This is a genomic window from Streptomyces sp. NPDC050759 (genome assembly GCF_044456945.1).
Lineage (GTDB): Bacteria > Actinomycetota > Actinomycetes > Streptomycetales > Streptomycetaceae > Streptomyces.
In genome coordinates this window covers 348341-366289 of the sequence record NZ_JBITGI010000006.1, presented here as the reverse complement: position 1 = coordinate 366289, position 17949 = coordinate 348341, and the positions used below count along the sequence as shown (strand labels likewise).

The following is a 17949-nucleotide window of genomic DNA, read 5'->3' as shown; positions in this document are numbered from 1 at the left end:
TGGCCGTCACCACTTGAGGACGTGGTACCCCCAGCCCCCCAGGGACACGAACAGACCGCAGTCGGCCAGTTCGTCCCCGTCACGGTCGTACACCTCCCCGGTGAGCAGGTCGGTCGCGCGGCACACGCGGCCCCGCAGGTCGTCCCACGGCAGCGGCAGCCTCGCCCGGGCCGGGCGGTCGGAGTCGTTCACGACGACCAGATGGCGGGCGTCGGCGTGGGTCCAGGTCCAGGCGAGCAGGTCGCGGTGCGTGTCGTTGTCCGGCCGGCCCGTCGGTGTCAGCAGCCGCCAGTCTCCTCGGCGTACGGCGGCAGCGACGGGCAGCAGCCGACCGTAGAAGTCGCGCAGGGGCTCGTCGACGGGCTCCTCGGGCCTGCGGCTCAGGAACACGGGGAGGCGTACCCGGCGGCCCTCGAACTGGCCCTCGTGCCAGAGGGTCGCGCCCGGCAGGGTCGCCACGGCCACGGCCGCCGCCCGGCCCCGGTCGCCGGGCAGGGTGGCGGCGGCCCGGGGCTCGTCGTGGTTCTCCAGGAAGCGGACGAGACCGCGCTGGTGGGCGAGGTCGGCGCCCAGGTGGTCGCGGACGGAGCCGGCGCTCTCGTGCAGCAGACGGTCGTAGAGGCGTTTGTCGTAGCAGTGGTCGAAGCCCTGCTGCCGGAGGGCCCCTTCGAGGTCCCAGTAGGCCTCGGCGACGAAGAGGAGATCGGGGTGCCGGGCCCGCACACGCGGGATGACGTACGGCCAGAAGTCCTCGGCGGGGGCCGTGCCCGCGCGGTCCCCCCAGGTCTTCCCGAAGATGTCGTTCATCAGCAGCATGGCCATGTCGCAGCGCACGCCGTCGGCCTGGTCGCCGATGGACACGAGGGTGTCCACGGTCGCCTCGCGCAGCGCGTCGCTGAAAGCGTTCAGCTGGACCACGTCCGGCCAGGGCGGGAAGTAGGGGTCACGGCCGCGGGCGTAGACCTTTCCCCCGGCCTCGATGAAGTCGGCCGGTGCGCGGGCCAAGTCGTCGGCGGTGCCCCGGACGAGACGCTCCGGGCTCGACGTGAGCCAGGGGTGGTCGGGGGCCACGTGGTTGGGGACGTAATCGAGGATCAACCGCAGTCCTCGCGCGGCGAGTTGGGTGCGGGCGGCGGCCAGGCCTTCGGGTCCTCCGAGGGATGCGTCGACGACATAGCCGCGTACGCAGTACGGCGATCCGGCGATGTCCGCGTCCGTGACGTCGGGCAGGGCCTCGCGGAAGGCGGCCCTGAGCCCCTCGTCGCGCAGGGCGATCTCCCGCCCGGCCGGACTGCGCTGCCATACGCCCATCAGCCAGACGGTGTCGACGCCGGGCAGCGCCACGGAGTCCCAGACCTCGCCCGGCACGTCACCGAGGGTGACGGGACGGCCGTAGCGACCGCTCAACTCGCTCAGCCACACGAGGGTGTTGATCTCGTGGATCACTGCCATGACAAGGGCTCCTCCCTGTCACGTCCGCACCGCTGGTGGGCTCAGGCGATCTCGACCAGCAGGTCGCCGCCCTCCACCTGCTGGATCTTGTTGATGGCGAGCCGGGACACACGACCCGCCTTCGACGCGGTGATCGCTGCCTCCATCTTCATGGCCTCGATGGTGGCCACGGTCGCCCCGGCGTCGACCTCGTCGCCCTCGGCGACCGCCAGCGTGACCACACCGGCGAACGGGGCGGCGACATGCCCGGGGTTCGAGCGGTCGGCCTTCTCCGTGGTCGGGATGTCGGAGGAGGCCGCGCGGTCGCGGATCTGGATGGGCCGCAGCTGACCGTTGAGCGTGGACATCACCGTGCGCATGCCCCGCTCGTCGGCCTCACCGATCGCCTCCAGCGCGATGAGGAGCCGGACACCGGGTTCCAGGTCGACGGCGTACTCCTTGCCCGGCCTGAGGCCGTAGAAGAAGTCCTTGCTGTCCAGGAGGCTGGTGTCGCCGTAGGACTGCCGGTGTGCCTCGTACTCGCGGGTCGGGGCGGGGAACAGGAGCCGGTTGAGGGTCGAGCGGCGGTCCTTCTCAAGGCCGGTGCGGTCCTCGGCGTTCAGCTCCTGGACGGGCTTGGCGTCGGCGCGGCCCTGCAACGCCTTGGTGCGGAACGGCTCGGGCCAGCCGCCGGGCGGGGTGCCCAGCTCGCCGCGCAGGAAACCGATCACCGAGTCGGGGATGTCGAAGCGGTCCGGCGTCTCCTCGAACTCCTTCGGGGTGACCCCGGCGCCGACCAGGTGCAGGGCGAGGTCGCCGACCACCTTGGAGGACGGGGTGACCTTCACCAGGTGGCCGAGGATCCTGTCGGCGGCCGCGTACATCGCCTCGATGTCCTCGAACCGGTCGCCGAGCCCGAGGGCGACGGCCTGGGTGCGCAGGTTGGAGAGCTGGCCGCCGGGGATCTCGTGGTCGTAGACGCGCCCGGTCGGGGAGGCGAGGCCCGCTTCGAAGGGCGCGTAGATCTTGCGGACGCTCTCCCAGTACGGCTCCAGGTCGCCGACAGCCCTGAGGTCGAGGCCGGTGGGCCGGTCGGAGTGGTCGGTCGCGGCGACGATCGCGGAGAGGGAGGGCTGCGAGGTCGTACCGGCCATGGAGGCCACGGCACCGTCCACGGCGTCCGCGCCCGCCTGGATCGCGGCCAGGTAGGTGGCGAGCTGGCCGCCCGCGGTGTCGTGGGTGTGGATGTGCACCGGGAGGTCGAACTCGCGGCGCAGGGCCGACACCAGCTTCGCCGCGGCGGGGGCGCGCAGCAGGCCCGCCATGTCCTTGACGGCCAGGACGTGGGCGCCCGCGTCGACGATCTGCTCGGCGAGGCGCAGGTAGTAGTCGAGGGTGTAGAGGCGTTCGTTCGGGTCGGACAGGTCCGAGGTGTAGCAGAGGGCGACCTCGGCGATCGACGTGCCCGTGGCCCGTACCGCCTCGATGGCGGGGCGCATCTGGCTGACGTCGTTGAGTGCGTCGAAGATGCGGAAGATGTCGATGCCGGTCTCGGCGGCCTCCTGCACGAAGGCGTCCGTGACCTCGGTGGGGTACGGGGTGTAGCCGACGGTGTTGCGGCCGCGCAGCAGCATCTGGAGGCAGATGTTGGGGACGGCCTCGCGCAGGGCGGCCAGCCGCTCCCAGGGGTCCTCGGCGAGGAATCGCAGGGCGACGTCGTAGGTGGCACCGCCCCAGCACTCCAGGGAGAGCAGTTCGGGCAGGGTGCGGGCGACGGCCGGGGCGACGGCGAGCATGTCCTTGGTGCGCACGCGGGTCGCCAGCAGCGACTGGTGGGCGTCGCGGAAGGTGGTGTCGGTGACGCCGATGGTCGGCGACTCGCGCAGCCAGCCGGCGAAGCCCTCGGGGCCCAGCTCGGTGAGCCGCTGCTTGGAGCCTGCCGGCGGCTCCACCGCGGTGTCCACACGGGGCAGCTTTGTGACCGGGTCGATCACGTCGGGCCGCTCGCCGTGCGGCTTGTTCACGGTCCGGTCGGCCAGGTAGGTGAGCAGCTTGGTGCCGCGGTCGGCCGAGTGCCGGGAGGTCAGCAGGTGCGGGCGCTGCTCGATGAACGACGTGGTGACGTTGCCCGCCTGGAAGTCCGGGTCGTCGAGGACGGCCTGGAGGAACGGGATGTTGGTGGCCACGCCCCGGATGCGGAACTCGGCCACGGCACGCCGGGCCCGGTTGACCGCGGTGGTGAAGTCCCGGCCCCGGCAGGAGAGCTTGACCAGCATCGAGTCGAAGTGGGCGCTGATCTCCGTACCGGCGTGGGTGGTGCCGCCGTCGAGGCGGATGCCGGAGCCGCCGGGCGAGCGGTAGGCGCTGATGCGGCCGGTGTCGGGGCGGAAGCCGTTGGCGGGGTCCTCGGTGGTGATACGGCACTGGAGGGCCGCGCCGTGCAGCTGCACCGTCTCCTGGGACAGGCCGAGCTCGGCGAGGGTGGCGCCGGCGGCGATGCGCAGCTGGGCCTGGACGAGGTCGACGTCGGTGACCTCCTCGGTGACCGTGTGCTCGACCTGGATGCGCGGGTTCATCTCGATGAAGACGTGGTTGCCCTCGCGGTCGAGGAGGAACTCCACGGTGCCCGCGTTGCGGTAGCCGATCTCGCGGGCGAACCGGACGGCGTCGGCGCAGATCCGGTCGCGCAGGTCCGGGTCGAGGTTGGGCGCGGGGGCGAGCTCGATGACCTTCTGGTGGCGGCGCTGCACCGAGCAGTCGCGCTCGTAGAGGTGGATGACGTTGCCGTGCCCGTCGGCGAGGATCTGCACCTCGATGTGGCGGGGCTCGACGACGGCCTTCTCCAGGAAGACGGTCGAGTCGCCGAAGGCCGAGGCCGCCTCACGCGCGGCCGCCTCGATGGACTCGCGCAGCTGGGCGGGGTCCTCGACCCGCCGCATTCCGCGTCCGCCGCCGCCGGCGACTGCCTTGACGAACAGCGGGAAGCCGACATCCTCGGCGACCCTGACCAGCTCGTCCACGTCGTCGGACGGTTCCGAGGAGCCCAGGACCGGTACGCCTGCGGCACGGGCGGCGGCGACCGCGCGGGCCTTGTTGCCGGTCAGTTCGAGGATGTCGGCGCTGGGGCCGACGAAGGTGATGCCCGCTTCCTCGCACGCGCGCGCGAGCTCGGGGTTCTCGGACAGGAAGCCGTAGCCGGGGTAGACGGCATCGGCACCGGCCTGGCGGGCGGCGCGGATGATCTCGTCGACGGAGAGGTAGGCCCGCACGGGATGGCCCGGTTCGCCGATCTCGTAGGCCTCGTCGGCCTTGAGCCGGTGCAGTGAGTTGCGGTCCTCGTGCGGGAAGACGGCGACCGTCCTCGCGCCCACCTCGAATCCAGCGCGAAACGCGCGGATCGCGATCTCACCACGGTTGGCGACCAGTACCTTGCGGAGCATTCCCGTTCCCTTCGGCCTGCCGGTGACGCACCCATGTTCTCGGCAAAGGCTGTCGGTGGCCATGAGAGTCAGGTCACGTGTCGCGGACGGTTTTGGGGGTAATTCGCGCAGGTGCGGCGGTGGCCGCTCGGGACGATCACTTCACGGTGCCGGTGAACGGGGTCACCGGCCGCTCCAGGCGCTCTCCGTCCACGGTGATGTCGACGGCTTCGTTGTAGAACGCGAGCAGCCCCTTGACGGCGGCCACGGCGGGGAGCGGGTCCGGGTAGCTCCAGAGGATGTTCGCGTGGCCACCCGTCGACCAGTACGCGGCGGTGCCCTTGTAGGGGCAGTCGGTGTGGTGGTCGGTGGCGTCGAAGAGGTCGAGGCGGACGTCCTCGCGCGGGATGTAGTAGCGCGTGGGCAGGCCCGTCTCGAAGAGCAGGACGGGACGGCGGGTGTCGGCGACGACCGTCCCGTCGATCTCGACCCGGACATGGCGGCTGCTGGGCATGGCGTCGACGCGTTTGTGCGGGTCACGGGGGTGGACGAAGATCTCTTCCTCCTCCTCGTACCAGTGGTCGAGGCCGGTGCCCCAGCGCCGGAACCACGCGAAGGCGATGTGGTCGGCCAGGTCGGCGGCCGGGAAGGTCCAGGCGGCGTTCTCGACGAGTTCGCCGTCGGCCTCGAGGTCGTAGAAGATCCGCGAACCGGTGTGGGTGCCGGTGGCCGGGTTCTTCGCGGGCCGGAGCAGGTCCTCGCGGACGTCGGCGCGCGGGAAGGCGTACAGCGGTACGGGGACGTCCGGTTCCCAGACGAGGACGGGGTGCCGGCTGTCGACGACGGTGATGTCTCCCTTGCGGCCGCGCACCCAGCGTTCGCTGGGCTCCCACAGCAGTCCTTCCGGTGTGGTCCGTACGTCTCGTGCGGTGGGGAAGGTGGTCATGAGCGTGTCTCCTTCACCTCTTGAGGAAGTCGGTCAGTCCCGTCAGGAGCCGGTCGACGTCCTGTGCGTCGTTGTAGGGGGCGAGGCCGACGCGCAGGCCGCCGGTGTCGCCGAGGCCGAGGTGGCGGGAGGCCTCGATGGCGTAGAAGGAGCCCGCCGGGGCCTGGACGCCGCGTTCGGCGAGGAAGCCGTACGCGTCGGCCGTGCTGTGCTCCTCGAAGGTCAGCAGGACGGTCGGGGTGCGGTCGGCGGCCCTGGAGTGGACGGTGACGCCGTCGAGCGCGGCGAGGCCCTCGTCGATCCGGGCGCGCAGGACCCGTTCGTGGGCTTCGAGCGCGGCGAACCCGGCGGCGAGCCGCTCCCGCCGGGTGCCGGTGGCCGCCGGGTCCAGCCGCTCGGCGAGGAAGTCGACCGCGGCTGTCGTGCCGGCGAGGAACTCGTAGGGCAGCGTGCCCAGTTCGAAGCGCTCCGGGACGGCGTCGGTGGAGGGCAGGAGCTTGTCCGGGTGCAGGGTCTCCAGCAACTCCGGGCGGGCGGCGAGGACTCCGTGGTGCGGGCCGAGGAACTTGTACGGGGAGCAGGTGAAGAAGTCCGCGCCGAGCGCTTCGAGATCGACCAGGGTGTGGGCCGCGTGGTGGACACCGTCGACGTGGACGAGTGCGCCGACCTCGTGTGCCGCCCGGGCGATCGCGGGGATGTCGGGGCGGGTGCCGATCAGGTTGGAGGCCGCGGTGACGGCGACGAGCCGGGTCCGCTCGGACAGGACGGCCCGGATGGCGTCGACCGTCAACTCGCCTGTCTCCGGGTCGAATTCGGCCCACCGTACGGTGGCTCCCGACTGGATCCAGGGGCGGATGTTGGCGTCGTGGTCGAGGCGGGTGACGATCACCTCGTCACCCGGTGACCAGGTCTTGGCGAGGGTGCGTGCGACGTCGTAGGTGAGTTGGGTGGCGCTGCGGCCGAAGACGATCCCCGAGGGACTCGTCCCGAGCAGGTCGGCCATCGCCCGGCGGGCCCCGGTGACGAGGGCCTCGGCGTTGCGCTCCCCCAGCGTCACCTGCCCCCGGTTCGACAGGGGCTGCGCCAGGGCGTCGGCGATGGCCCGGATGACGGGCTCGGGGGTCTGGGTGCCGCCGGGGCCGTCGAAGTGGGCGATACCGGCGGCCAGGGCCGGGAAGTGGGAGCGGAGTGCGGCGATGTCGTACGTCACGTGGGGCTCCTCGGTCCGACCGGTTCCAGGTGATCTCAGCCTGTCACGCCGTCCGCAGGGTCTCGCGGTGAGCCCGGTTCGTGGCCATCAGCCCGTCCAGGGCGTCCCGGGTCCGGATCAGCTCCTCGATGTGGTCGGAGAGCCGGTCGCGTTCCTCGGCCATCCGCTCCAGGGCGGCGTCGGACGTCTCCTCGCTGGGCGAGTCGACGCACGGCAGGAGTTCGGCGATCGTACGGCTGGACAGACCGGCGGCGTACATCCGCTGCAGGAAGCCCACGCGCTCGACCGCGTGCGGTGTGTAGTGCCGCTGCCCGCTCGCGCTGCGCGTGCTGGTGAGCAGGCCCTGCTCCTCGTAGTAGCGCAGGGCCCGGACGCTGACCCCGGCCCGTGCGGCCACTTCCCCGATGCGCACGCGTTCCTCCCTCATGGACTTGACCCTCACGTCGACGTCAGGTTTTAGCGTACCTGCGTGCCCGGGATTCGGGCGCGACGGATCACGAAGGAGACATGACGTGACGACCCTTTTCACCGGCTTCCGGCTCGGCGGACTGCGGCTGCCCAACCGCGTGGTCATGGCCCCGATGTCACGGGTGCGGGCCGCCGAGGGCGGTCTGGCGACGCCGTCGATGGCGCGCTACTACGCCCAGCGCGCCACGGCGGGCCTGATCGTCACCGAAGGGGTGCAGCCGAGCCTCATCGGGCAGTCCAATCCGGGCACGCCGGGGCTGCACACCGACGAACAGGTGGCCTCCTGGCGCCCGGTGACCGAGGCCGTGCACACCAACGGGGGCCGGATCTTCGCCCAGATCATGCACGGCGGCCGCGTCTCGCACCCGGACACCAACGGCCTGCGGCCCGTCGGGCCCTCCGAAGTCCCGGCCACCGGCGAGGTGTTCACGCCCACAGGACCGCAGCCCGCGCCGGTTCCGCGCGCTCTCGGCACGGAGGAGGTGCCCGAGCATGCCGAGTCGTACGCCGGGGCTGCGCGCCGCGCCGTCGACGCCGGGTTCGACGGGGTGGAACTGCACGGCGCCAACGGCTACTTGATCTCCCAGTTCCTCTCCACGAACGCCAATCTGCGCACGGACCGTTACGGCGGCTCGGTGACCAACAGGATCCGGTTCGCCGTCGAGGCGGCGGCCGCGACCGTCGACGCCGTGGGTGCGGAGCGGACCGGGATCCGTCTCTCACCTGGCGGGACTTTCTGGGGAGTCGAGGAGACCGAGGTCGTGGAGCTGTACACCGCGCTGCTGACCGAGCTGTCCGGTCTCGGACTGGCCTACGTCCATCTGGAGGCCACCGCCCCCGAGGAGACGCTCCTGACCCTGCGGCAGGTCTGGCCCGGCGCCCTCGTCATGAACCCGGTGCTGCCGCTGGGCGCCAAGCAGGCCGGCCGCTCCGAGGCCGACCACTGGCTCGGTCTCGGCGCCGATCTCATCAGCTTCGGCCGTGCGTTCATCGCCAACCCGGACCTGGTCGAGCGGCTGCGCACCGATCTGCCGATCGCCCCCGCCGACGAGGCCACCTACTTCCAGGGCGGCGACAACGGCTACCTCACTTATCCCACATACCAGTACACGGCGTGACGTCCAGGCGGCGAGGACACCACGAAAGGGTAACGAGGGTCAACCGCAGGCAATGTCGAGTGGTCTAGCCCAGCATGAAGATCTCTTTCCTGCTGCACAACGCCTACGGGATCGGAGGCACCATCACCACCACCTTCAATCTGGCCCAGGCCCTGGCCGAACGGCACGAGGTGGAGATCGTCTCCGTGCTGCGGCACCGGGAGCTGCCCAACTTCGTGCTGGATCCGAGGGTTTCGCTGCGGCCGCTGGTCGATCTCAGAGAGGAGAAGGAGCACCCTTTACATCTGAGACCGGCGCGGGTGTTCCCGCGCTCCGAGTACCGGTACGGGCAGTACAGCGAGTTGACCGACCAGCGCATATCCGAGGCCCTCGCCGCCATCGACGCGGACGCGGTGATCGGCACCCGGCCGGGGCTCAACGTGCATCTCGCGGGTCAGGCGCCACCCCATGTCGCCCGGATCGGACAGGAGCACCTCACCCTGGACAACCACTCGCCCCGGCTGCGCACCGCGCTGCGGCGGGCCTACCGGGGGCTCGACGTGCTCACCACGGTGACCGAGGCGGACGCGGGCGCCTACCGGCGCCGGATGCGGCTGCCCGGCGTCCGGGTCGAGGCACTTCCGAACAGCGTGCCGGATCCCGTACTGCCCGCGGCCGACGGTTCGGCGAAGGTGGTCGTCGCGGCCGGTCGGCTGGTCCCGGTGAAGCGGTACGACCTTCTGGTCGAGGCCTTCGCCGCGGTCGCCGCCCAGCATCCGGACTGGCAGCTGCGCATCTACGGCAAGGGGGACGAACACGACCGGCTGCGGCAGCTCATCACCGACCTCGGTCTGTGGAACAACGTCTTCCTGATGGGCGCCGCGGCTCCCATGGAGGCGGAGTGGGTCAAGGGCTCGATCGGGGCGGCCGCCTCCGACTTCGAACCCTTCGGCATGACCATCGTCGAGGCGATGCGGTGCGGGTTGCCCGTGGTGAGCACCGACTGCCCGCACGGCCCCGCCGAGATCATCGCGGACGGGGTCGACGGGCGGTTGGTGCCGGTCGGGGACCGGGACGCCATGGCCGCGGCCCTGCTGGAGCTGGTCGGCGACGACGAGCTGCGCCGCCGTATGGGCCGGGCGGCCCTGGAGAACGCGCGGCGGTTCGCTCCCGGACCCGTGGTCGAGCAGGCCGAGCGGCTCATCACCGAGGCGGTCTCGGCGCGGCGGGCGGGACGGCCTGTCGTGCGGGAGCGCCAGGGCGGAACTCTGACCGCTCGGGGCTCCGCCGCCAGGGACACCGCGCTGATCGCGGCGAGCGGCGCGTTGCGCCTCGTACGGAAGGGGCGGTCATGACCACGCCACGCGCCGGATGCGCGGTCGACGCGGAGGGCCGGATCACCTTCGAGCTGCCGTCGGTCCACCGAGAGGGGTTGCTGCTGCGGCTGCGTCCGAAGAAGGGGCTGCCCGAGGAGACCCTGCACGTCCTCGACCTGAAGCCGGCCGACGAGGGGCGCGCGCGTGCCGTGCTCGGCGCCGATCCCGTGCTCGCGGAGGGCCGTTGGGACGTGTATCTGCTGGACGGGACCGAGCGCACACGGCTGCGTCCGGGCCCGCGTGACCTGCGGGTCCTGGTCGACGGACACCTGCGGGACCGGCGCGCGCCGCTGGCCGTCCGGGTCCCCTATGTCACCAAGGACGGCTTCCTCGCGGTGCGGACCTGGTTGCGGCCCGCGCACGCGGAGGCCGACCGCGTGGACGTCACGGGCGGGGCACTGACGTTCTCGGCCCGGCTGCACGGTGCCTCGCTGCCGGCCGGTGCCGAGGTGCGGTTGCGGCTGCGCCGGGACGGAGAGACCGTGCGCACGCTCGAGCCACTGGTAGCGGAGGACGGCCGGAACTTCTCGTTCACGGTCGCCGACGAGACCCTGGACATCGGCATCTGGGACCTGTTCGTACGGCCCGCTCCCGGAGCCCCGATGATCCGGCTCGCCCGGCTTCTGGACGACGTGGCGGACCGCAAGCATGTCTTCGTCTACCCGGGCGCCAGGGCCGGGGGAATCGTCGTGCGGCCGTACTACACGGTCGACAACGACCTGTCCCTGGAGGTGAGGCAGGCCGGCTGAGCGGTCACCGCGCCGTAGGTCATCCCCAGAGCACGTGCAGGGTGGGCGGCTTGCGGAAGACCAGGCCGTACGGGGCGGTGGGGCGGTCCGGGTCGAGGCGGAGAGCGGGGAGACGGTCGAGCAGGTGCCGTAGGGCGATGCGGGTCTCCAGACGGGCCAGGTGGGCGGCGAGGCAGTAGTGGGGGCCGTGGGCGAAGGCCAGCTGGAGGCGGGCGTTCGCGCGGCGGACGTCGAAGCGGTCGGGGTCGGGGAAGACGGCGGGGTCCCGGTTGGCACCCGTCAGGGAGACGGTGACGAGGTCCCCCTTGTGGATCGGGGCCGGGCCGAGGGTGATGTCCCGGGTGGCGTAGCGGTCGACGACGGCCGCGCCGGGTTCGAGACGCAGGGACTCCTCGATCGCGCCGTCCAGCAGGGCGGAGTCGGCCTTCACCAAGGCGAGTTGATCCGGATGCCGGAGGAGATGCAGCAGTGCGTTGGTGATCATCGCCTCGGTGGTCTCTATGCCTCCGAACATCAGCACCGCGGCGTTGGAGGCCACTTCCGGCAGCGTCAACCGGTCCGCGGCGGAGGTCAGGAGCGAGGTGGTGCCCCGTTCCGCGACCGTCGCCTCGACCGCTGTCCGAAGCTCGGCGTACGCCTCCGGGCCCGCAGGCCCTGCCGTACGGCCCGCCGTGATGTCCGAGACCGTCCGCACGATGGCGTCGTACCAGGAGAGCACCGTGTCCGTACCGGCGCCGACCAGCCCGAGGGCCTCGGTGACGACGGCGACAGCGAGCGGGCCTGCGAAGGTGCGGCGCAGTTCGCCGGCGCCCGCCGGTTCGAGTGCGGTGACGAGACGGTCGGTCTCCCGCTCGATGAACTCGGCGAAGCCGTCCCGCACTTCACGCGGGCGGAAGGGCGCGGTGAACGGCTCGCGGTGGCGGGCGTGTGCGTCGCCGTCCAGGGAGAGCATGCTCGGGCCGACGACCCGGGAGGTCGAGAAGCGGGGGTCGTCCACGGTGAAGGTCTCGGCGTCCCGCATCACGTCGAGCGCGAGATCCCGCCGGGTCACCAGCCAGCCGTTCAGTTCGGGCAGCCAGGACACCGGTTCATGCGCACGCAGTCGGGCCAGCCGCGAATGCGGATCACTGGCGAGTTCGGCCAGCGTGGTGGTGGCGCCGAGCGGGAATCCGATCACGCTCCAGGCTAACCCCGCGGAAAATACGTGGCAGAGGGGCGTGGGTGGCCCTTACGCTGCTCCACGATGACGACTCACACTCCTGAACGATTGGGGGTCCCGTCCGCGCAAGGTGAGCGCTGATGCTCACGTCGACCGCGAACGAGGACATCCGTACATCCTTCTGGCCGCGCGTGCGCGAGTTCGCCGTGCCGGCCTCCATGATCGAGACCGCGACCGCCCGTCGCCTCGCCGGGGACTGGGCGGGGGCGTGTGCCGCCGCGGGCTTCGACGTCGATCTCAACCTCCGCGCCGTGGCACGCGATCACGGCCGCGAGCTGGCGTCCCGGGTCCGCTCCGATCTCCGCGCCCTCGCTCCCGACCTGCTGCGCTGGCACATGCCGAGGATCGCCCCGGACGGGCTGCTGCGGCCCGGGGTGACCCTGACACTGGCGCGGTACGACGCACCCGAGGGCCCTGTGCATCTCGTGGCCCGGACCGCGCCGGCCTGGGCTGACGCCGGACAGCGCATCAGCCTCGCCCTGTGGTCCCGGTCCACGACCGACGCCGCAGGGCATCCGCACCCGCGTCCCAACCGACGGTTCCGGCTGGATCTGCACCGGCATCTGTGGGATGCGGGCAGGGGCGGGGAGTTGGGGGCGCGGTCGGGGTCCGGTGAGGGCTCGATACGGGCCGGGTTCCGTCAACGTTCCCTTCGCGGACCGGAGTTGATCCTGCCACCCGCTTGTGCCGTCGACCGGTGGGCGGCCGAGGCGCGGATACTGCTCGCGGCCGAAGGGCGGACCGGCGGAGTCCTGCTGGTGCGGCTCGGTGGGCGGCAGCGGCTGGTGCTGGAGCTCGCCGCGGACGACGACCTGATACGTCCCGTGCCGACTCCCCCGGCCGGTACCGTCTCCGCGCTCCCCGTCCTGCCGGACGCGGCGACCTGGGTGCTGCCCGACCTCCAACTGCTGCGCGTCGGCGCGATCGAGGCGGAACGGCTGCACCCCCTGGTCGCCGCCGCGTTGGCACCGGACCGGGCGGCCACCGGACCACCCCGCACCCCGGACCGGCCAGGACGACCGCGTCTCGTGGAGTGCCGGGGAGCCCGGCACCGGATCGGCCTGGTCGACGGGGTGCTGGCCCCGCTGGACCACGACCCGGACGAGATCCGGCGGGAGGAGCTGCTGGTCGCGCTGACCGGCACCCCGCTCCCCTGCCTCCAGGCGATCGACGAGGCACACCGCCGTCCGCACTGCCTGGCCGGCGTCCGCGAACGTCTCGTGCACGGCGACACCGCCGGCGCCCTGGCCGTCGTGGAAGGACTGCTCGGCCCCGAGGCGCTGCTGCGCACCGGACCCCTCCGGGACGAACTGGAGGCGGCCGCGCAACGGCGCATCACCTACGGCCTGTTCAGGGCCGGCCTGACGGGACCCGGGCCCACCTGGTTCCGACCGCGTCCGAGCGGTCGCGACCCCCGGAACCGGCGTACCCATCCGCGTCACGCGACCTGAGTCCTCCATCGGGGACACACACCGTCCCCTCCCCTTGCCCCACTCCTAGCCCACAGGTGATCACTCATGCCCATGACCGCCCCTGCCCCTGTCTCCCAACTCGACGTCGCCGCCGACCTGTTGGCCCTTCTGCGCGACTCCACCACCGAACCGCGCCCCGACTCCCAGCTGGAGGCCCTCACCCTGGCCGTGGCCGCCGATCTGCCCGTACTGCTGTGGGGTGAGCCGGGCATCGGCAAGACCGCGGCCCTGACCCAGCTCGCCGCCGCCCTGGACCTGCCGCTGACCACGGTGATCGCCAGCGTGCACGAGCCGTCCGACTTCTCGGGGCTGCCCGTGGTCGGGGACGATCCCGCCACCCAGGGCGTGCCGATGGCCCCGCCGGACTGGGCGGTACGGCTGGTGCGGGCCGGCCGGGGGCTGCTGTTCCTGGACGAGCTGTCCACCGCGCCGCCCGCCGTCCAGGCCGCGCTGCTCCGGCTCGTCCTGGAGCGGCGGATCGGCGCACTGCGACTGCCGCCCGGCGTGCGGATCGTGGCCGCCGCCAACCCCAGGTCCTCGGCGGCCGACGGCTGGGAGCTGAGCCCGCCGCTGGCCAACCGGTTCGTCCATCTCCAGTGGACCCACGACCACGAGACCGTCGTACGCGGACTCGGCGGGACCTGGCCGCGGGCCACCCTGCCACGGCTCGACCCGCGCAAGCTGCCGGAGGCCGTGGACTTCGCCCGCCGCGCGGTGTGCGGGCTGCTCGCCGCGCGGCCCACGCTCGTGCACCGGCTACCCACCAATGAGACCGGGCGGGGCGGTCCCTGGCCGTCGCCACGGAGCTGGGACATGGCCCTGTCCCTGGTCGCCTTCGCGACCGCGGCCGGTTCCGCGCGGGACGTGCTCTCCTCGCTGGTCCGGGGCACGGTGGGCGACGGCCCGGGGCTGGAACTGCTGGCGAGCCTGGACCGGCTGGACCTCCCTGACCCGGAGGACGTGCTCGCCGATCCCGCGGGGGCCGTCCTGCCCGAGCGGGGAGACCTGCGGCAGGCCGTGCTCGACGGTGTGGTGGCGGCCGTGCGGGCACGTCCGGACCGGGCCCGCTGGGATTCCGCGTGGGCGGTGCTGGTGCGGGCGCTGGAGACCGGGGCCCCGGACCTGGTGGTCGTGCCCGCGACCACGCTCGCCTCGCTCCGGCAGCAGGACTGGGACGTGCCGGCGGCGATCGAGAGGCTCGCCGGGGCGGTGGCGCTGTCACGGCGGGCGGACCGGGCGGCCGTCGCCTCCAAGGCCCGCCGATGAGCACGAACACCCCTGAGAAAGGGGGCCGTCTGGACCGCGACAAGCTCTTCGCCGCCCGTCTGCATGCCGCCAGGGCCCGCCCCTATCTGGCCACCGCGCTGTTCGCGCTGCACACGGTCGAGTCGAAGCAGGTGCCGACGATGGCCGTCGACCGGCACTGGCGGTGCTATGTCTCACCGGCGTTCGTGGACCGCATGCCGGTGGAGGAGCTGGCGGGCGTGTGGGTGCACGAGGTGTCCCATCTGCTGCGCGACCACCACGGGCGCGGGGACCGGGTGGCCCGTGAGCGCGGGCTGACCGGTATCGGGGACCGGCTGCGGATGAACATCGCCGCGGACTGCGAGATCAACGACGACGTGTACGGCGACGGACTGGTCGCACCCAAAGGCGCCGTCCGGCCTGGGCGGTTGAGGCTGCCCGTGGGACAGCTCATGGAGGAGTACCTGAGCCAGATCAGCTTCGGGCCGCTCACCCTCGACCTGTCCTGGCTGGACTGCGGCAGCGGTGCCGACGGCCTGGAACGCGAGTGGGACCTGGGCTCCGAAGGGGCGGACGGCCTCAGCGAGCAGGAACGGGACGCGGTGCGCTTCCGGGTGGCGCAGGGCATCAAGGCGCATCCGGGGGACACCCCGCAGGGCTGGCGGCGGTGGGCGGAGGACGCGTTCCATCCGCCGCAGCCCTGGCGGGACCTGCTGGGCGCAGCGCTTCGGTCCGCGGTCTCCGGCTCCGGCGCGGGCGACGACTACAGCTACGGCCGTCCGTCGAGGCGCTCGGCTGGGGTGCCCGGCGCGGTGCTGCCGAGCCTGCGACGCCGGCCGCCGCGGGTCTGCGTGATCATCGACACCTCGGGCTCGGTCAGCGACGGCGAGCTGGGCAGCGCACTCTTGGAGGTCGCCGCGATCTCCCACGCCGTGGGCGGCCGACGTGATCTGGTCACCGTGCTGTCGTGCGACGCGGCGGCCGGGATCGTGCGTCCGTTGTGCCGGGCCGAGGGCATTCCCCTGGTCGGCGGCGGGGGTACGGATCTGCGCACGGGTTTCGAGAAGGCGCTGCGCTCGCGGCCCCGTCCGGACGTCGTCGTCGCCCTGACCGACGGGCAGACACCCTGGCCGAGCGCGCGGCCCGCATGCCGTACCGTCATCGGTCTGTTCCCCCGTCCGGGGAGGAGCCGCGCGCGACGCGAGAACGACCCCGAGTACATGCCGGACTCACCGCCCGCCTGGGCCCGCGTGGTGGAGATCGGCTCGGCATCCGGAGCCGGGTGAGCCACGAAGCTCCGAGCGGGCCTTCTGGCCTCACAGTCGCCGCGGGGTGGACGCGGGGGTGGTCGGCCACGAGATCATGGGGGTCGGGGAGTCCGGAGTACCTCGCGGGCCTGGGTGGGAGGAACGACATGACCAATGTCGACGTACACCAGCATCTGTGGAGCCCGTCGCTGGTGGCGGCCTTGAGGGCGCGCCGCGAGCCGCCGTATCTGGACGGCTGGACGCTCTATCTGGACGGTGAGCCGCCCTACGGCCTCCCGCCCGCCGACCACGACGCGGCCCGACGCGCGGAGCTCGCCACCACCGACGGCCTCGGCCTCGCCCTCGTCTCCCTCTCGGCGCCGATCGGCGTGGAGTGGCTGCCCGCGGCCGAGGCACGGCCGCTGCTGGACGCCTATCACGAGGGTGCGGCCGCGCTCCCCGCGCCGTTCGGGGCGTGGGCCGCCGCCTGTGTGCGGGACATCGACGCCAAGGCGACGGCGGACTGCCTCGACCAGGGGTTCGCCGGCCTCCAGCTGCCCGCCGACGCCCTTGCGGACGCGGCCGGTTACGCCCGGTGCGCCCCTTTGCTCGAGCTGCTCGAAGAGCGCGATCTCCCGCTGTTCGTGCACCCGGGGCCCGCGGCCGGTGGCTCCGCGGGGCCCGGGTGGTGGCCCGCGATGGTCCCCTACGTCCAGCAGATGCACGCCGCCTGGTTCGCCTTCCGCGCATACGGCCGTCCCCGCCATCCCCGGCTCCGCGTCTGCTTCGCACTGCTTGCCGGGCTCGCCCCGCTGCACGGGGAGCGGTTCGCCGCGCGCGGGGGCGGCGGGACAGCCCACGACCCGCTGGTCTTCGTCGAGACGTCCTCGTACGGGCCGCGTGCCGTCGAGTCCGTCGTGCGTGCGCTGGGCGTGGACGCCGTGGTCCAGGGTTCGGACCGGCCGTACGCGGAGCCGCCGCAGCACCCCGGCCACGGGCTCGGCGGAGCGGCGGCCTACGCCTTCCGTATCGCCAACCCGCGGCGCCTGCTCACCGGGAAGGAATGACGGCACGGTGAAGGGGCGCGTGCTCGACGGGAGCGCGCAGTTCCACCCGGGAGACGCCGTGGTCCCGGAACCAGGCGAGCAGGCCGCCGATGACCGTACGGCTGTGGCCGTGCCGCCGGTGGTCCGGATCGGTGACGACTGCGATGACGTGCCCGGTCCAGCCGCCGGGCACGCCCGGTCGGGGCGGGCGCCGGTCGATGGCGCCGATGCCACAGGCGGCGAGCCCCTCGTCCTCGGCGTCCACCACCAGGACGCGCACGTCGTCCGCGGTGAGCTGCTCCCACAGCGCCACGGCCAGTGAGTCCAGCGCGTTGCCGTCGAGATCCCCGGATCGCAGGGCCTGCAGACGTACGAGCTCCACGAGGTCGTACTCCACCGCCCGCCGTACGGCCGTCGAGCTTCCGGTGCCTTGTCCCATACCGACCACACTGGTGTAATGCCCTTGTGCATCTCAACCCTTACGGCGAGGACCCCGTGAAGTTGGCCGCGGATCTGGCCAACCGGCGTCCGGCCGACGTCACGGAGCTCGCGGACCGCTGCCTCGCCGCCGGGGTGGTGCTGGACGGCCCGGTCACCCCGAGGGATCTGGTCCGCACCGGGGAGGTGCTGGACGCATGGGAGAAGGTCGTCGACGCCACGGACGAGGAGGAGCGCGCCGGGCTGCTCAACCGCATGCTGGCGACGGCCGCCGCGTATCCGCGGATGACCAACCACGTGGGCACCGGCTGGCATCTGCACTACCGCGACGAGGGCCAGTCGCTCGGCGACGTGCTGTACTCCCTGATCTCCGTCGGCACCGCCCTGCACCTGGCGGGACGCGGCATGCACCGCCTGCGGCGCTGCGAGGTGACGGAGTGCGCCACGATCTTCGCCGACACCTCCCGCACCGGCCGGCAGCGGTACTGCTCCCAGCGCTGCGCCAACCGGGACGCGGTCCGCCGCCACCGGGCCCGCAGCGCGTCCTCGGGCCGGCGGACGGCCCCCGGCCAGGGCTGAGTCAATT

15 protein-coding genes are annotated in these 17949 nt (G+C 72.5%); 8 read left to right on the top strand and 7 right to left on the bottom strand.

The genetic code is table 11. The annotated features are described in order from the left end of the window. Positions 1 to 6: 6 nt before the first annotated feature. The 5 genes from ACIBJB_RS21025 to ACIBJB_RS21005 all read right to left on the bottom strand — a co-directional run bounded on the left by ACIBJB_RS21025 (position 7) and on the right by ACIBJB_RS21005 (position 7418). Positions 7 to 1452 carry an alpha-amylase gene (locus ACIBJB_RS21025; RefSeq protein WP_398932603.1) on the bottom strand — a complete coding sequence of 482 codons (1446 nt, stop codon included), beginning with the start codon at positions 1450 to 1452 and terminating at the stop codon, positions 7 to 9. Positions 1453 to 1493: 41 nt separating this feature from the next. Then, positions 1494 to 4871, bottom strand: a complete 3378-nt coding sequence (locus tag ACIBJB_RS21020) for a pyruvate carboxylase (protein WP_398932602.1) — start codon at positions 4869 to 4871, stop codon at positions 1494 to 1496. A 136-nt stretch (positions 4872 to 5007) separates the two neighbouring features. Further along, a complete protein-coding gene (locus ACIBJB_RS21015) occupies positions 5008 to 5796 on the bottom strand; it encodes a DUF427 domain-containing protein (protein WP_398932601.1) in 789 nt (262 codons plus the stop codon). 13 nt (positions 5797 to 5809) lie between these two features. Beyond that, positions 5810 to 7006 (bottom strand): cysteine desulfurase-like protein, encoded by a 1197-nt coding sequence (locus tag ACIBJB_RS21010; RefSeq protein ID WP_398932600.1) that lies wholly within the window; start codon positions 7004 to 7006, stop codon positions 5810 to 5812. A gap of 43 nt (positions 7007 to 7049) precedes the next feature. After that, positions 7050 to 7418, bottom strand: a complete 369-nt coding sequence (locus ACIBJB_RS21005; protein WP_398932599.1) for a MerR family transcriptional regulator — start codon at positions 7416 to 7418, stop codon at positions 7050 to 7052. A gap of 100 nt (positions 7419 to 7518) precedes the next feature. On the opposite strand from ACIBJB_RS21005, the gene ACIBJB_RS21000 reads away from it, so the two are divergent. From ACIBJB_RS21000 to ACIBJB_RS20990, 3 genes are all read left to right on the top strand, one after another. Continuing rightward, entirely contained in the window at positions 7519 to 8592 is a 1074-nt protein-coding gene (locus ACIBJB_RS21000) for an alkene reductase (protein WP_398932598.1), read from the top strand. A gap of 74 nt (positions 8593 to 8666) precedes the next feature. Next, on the top strand, positions 8667 to 9926 hold the full coding sequence (locus tag ACIBJB_RS20995) for a glycosyltransferase family 4 protein (RefSeq protein WP_398932597.1): 1260 nt from the start codon (positions 8667 to 8669) through the stop codon (positions 9924 to 9926). Then, complete coding sequence (locus ACIBJB_RS20990) at positions 9923 to 10696, top strand: hypothetical protein (protein WP_398932596.1); 774 nt, start codon at positions 9923 to 9925, stop codon at positions 10694 to 10696. Before ACIBJB_RS20995 ends, ACIBJB_RS20990 begins: the two co-directional genes overlap by 4 nt. 19 nt (positions 10697 to 10715) lie before the next feature. Here ACIBJB_RS20990 and ACIBJB_RS20985 read toward each other — a convergent pair whose 3' ends face one another. After that, positions 10716 to 11873, bottom strand: a complete 1158-nt coding sequence (locus ACIBJB_RS20985) for a cytochrome P450 (protein ID WP_398932595.1) — start codon at positions 11871 to 11873, stop codon at positions 10716 to 10718. A gap of 122 nt (positions 11874 to 11995) precedes the next feature. Here ACIBJB_RS20985 and ACIBJB_RS20980 point away from each other — a divergent pair, with 122 nt between their 5' ends. The 4 genes from ACIBJB_RS20980 to ACIBJB_RS20965 all read left to right on the top strand — a co-directional run bounded on the left by ACIBJB_RS20980 (position 11996) and on the right by ACIBJB_RS20965 (position 16946). Beyond that, the gene (locus tag ACIBJB_RS20980; RefSeq protein ID WP_398932594.1) at positions 11996 to 13366 is read left to right on the top strand and encodes a hypothetical protein; all 1371 of its coding nucleotides are present in this window, start codon (positions 11996 to 11998) and stop codon (positions 13364 to 13366) included. Positions 13367 to 13432: 66 nt separating this feature from the next. Further along, complete coding sequence (locus tag ACIBJB_RS20975) at positions 13433 to 14653, top strand: AAA family ATPase (RefSeq protein WP_398932593.1); 1221 nt, start codon at positions 13433 to 13435, stop codon at positions 14651 to 14653. Further along, positions 14650 to 15918 (top strand): VWA-like domain-containing protein, encoded by a 1269-nt coding sequence (locus ACIBJB_RS20970; RefSeq protein WP_398932592.1) that lies wholly within the window; start codon positions 14650 to 14652, stop codon positions 15916 to 15918. Before ACIBJB_RS20975 ends, ACIBJB_RS20970 begins: the two co-directional genes overlap by 4 nt. Positions 15919 to 16046: 128 nt before the next feature. Further along, positions 16047 to 16946 (top strand): amidohydrolase family protein, encoded by a 900-nt coding sequence (locus tag ACIBJB_RS20965; RefSeq protein WP_398932591.1) that lies wholly within the window; start codon positions 16047 to 16049, stop codon positions 16944 to 16946. Here the strand turns inward: ACIBJB_RS20965 and ACIBJB_RS20960 are convergent. Continuing rightward, positions 16930 to 17364, bottom strand: coding sequence for a GNAT family N-acetyltransferase (locus tag ACIBJB_RS20960; RefSeq protein WP_398932589.1), 435 nt, complete (start codon positions 17362 to 17364; stop codon positions 16930 to 16932). The genes ACIBJB_RS20965 and ACIBJB_RS20960 overlap by 17 nt on opposite strands. A 26-nt stretch (positions 17365 to 17390) precedes the next feature. Here ACIBJB_RS20960 and ACIBJB_RS20955 point away from each other — a divergent pair, with 26 nt between their 5' ends. Further along, positions 17391 to 17942: a CGNR zinc finger domain-containing protein gene (locus ACIBJB_RS20955; protein WP_398932588.1), complete on the top strand. Its 552-nt coding sequence runs from the start codon at positions 17391 to 17393 to the stop codon at positions 17940 to 17942. Positions 17943 to 17949: the final 7 nt, after the last annotated feature.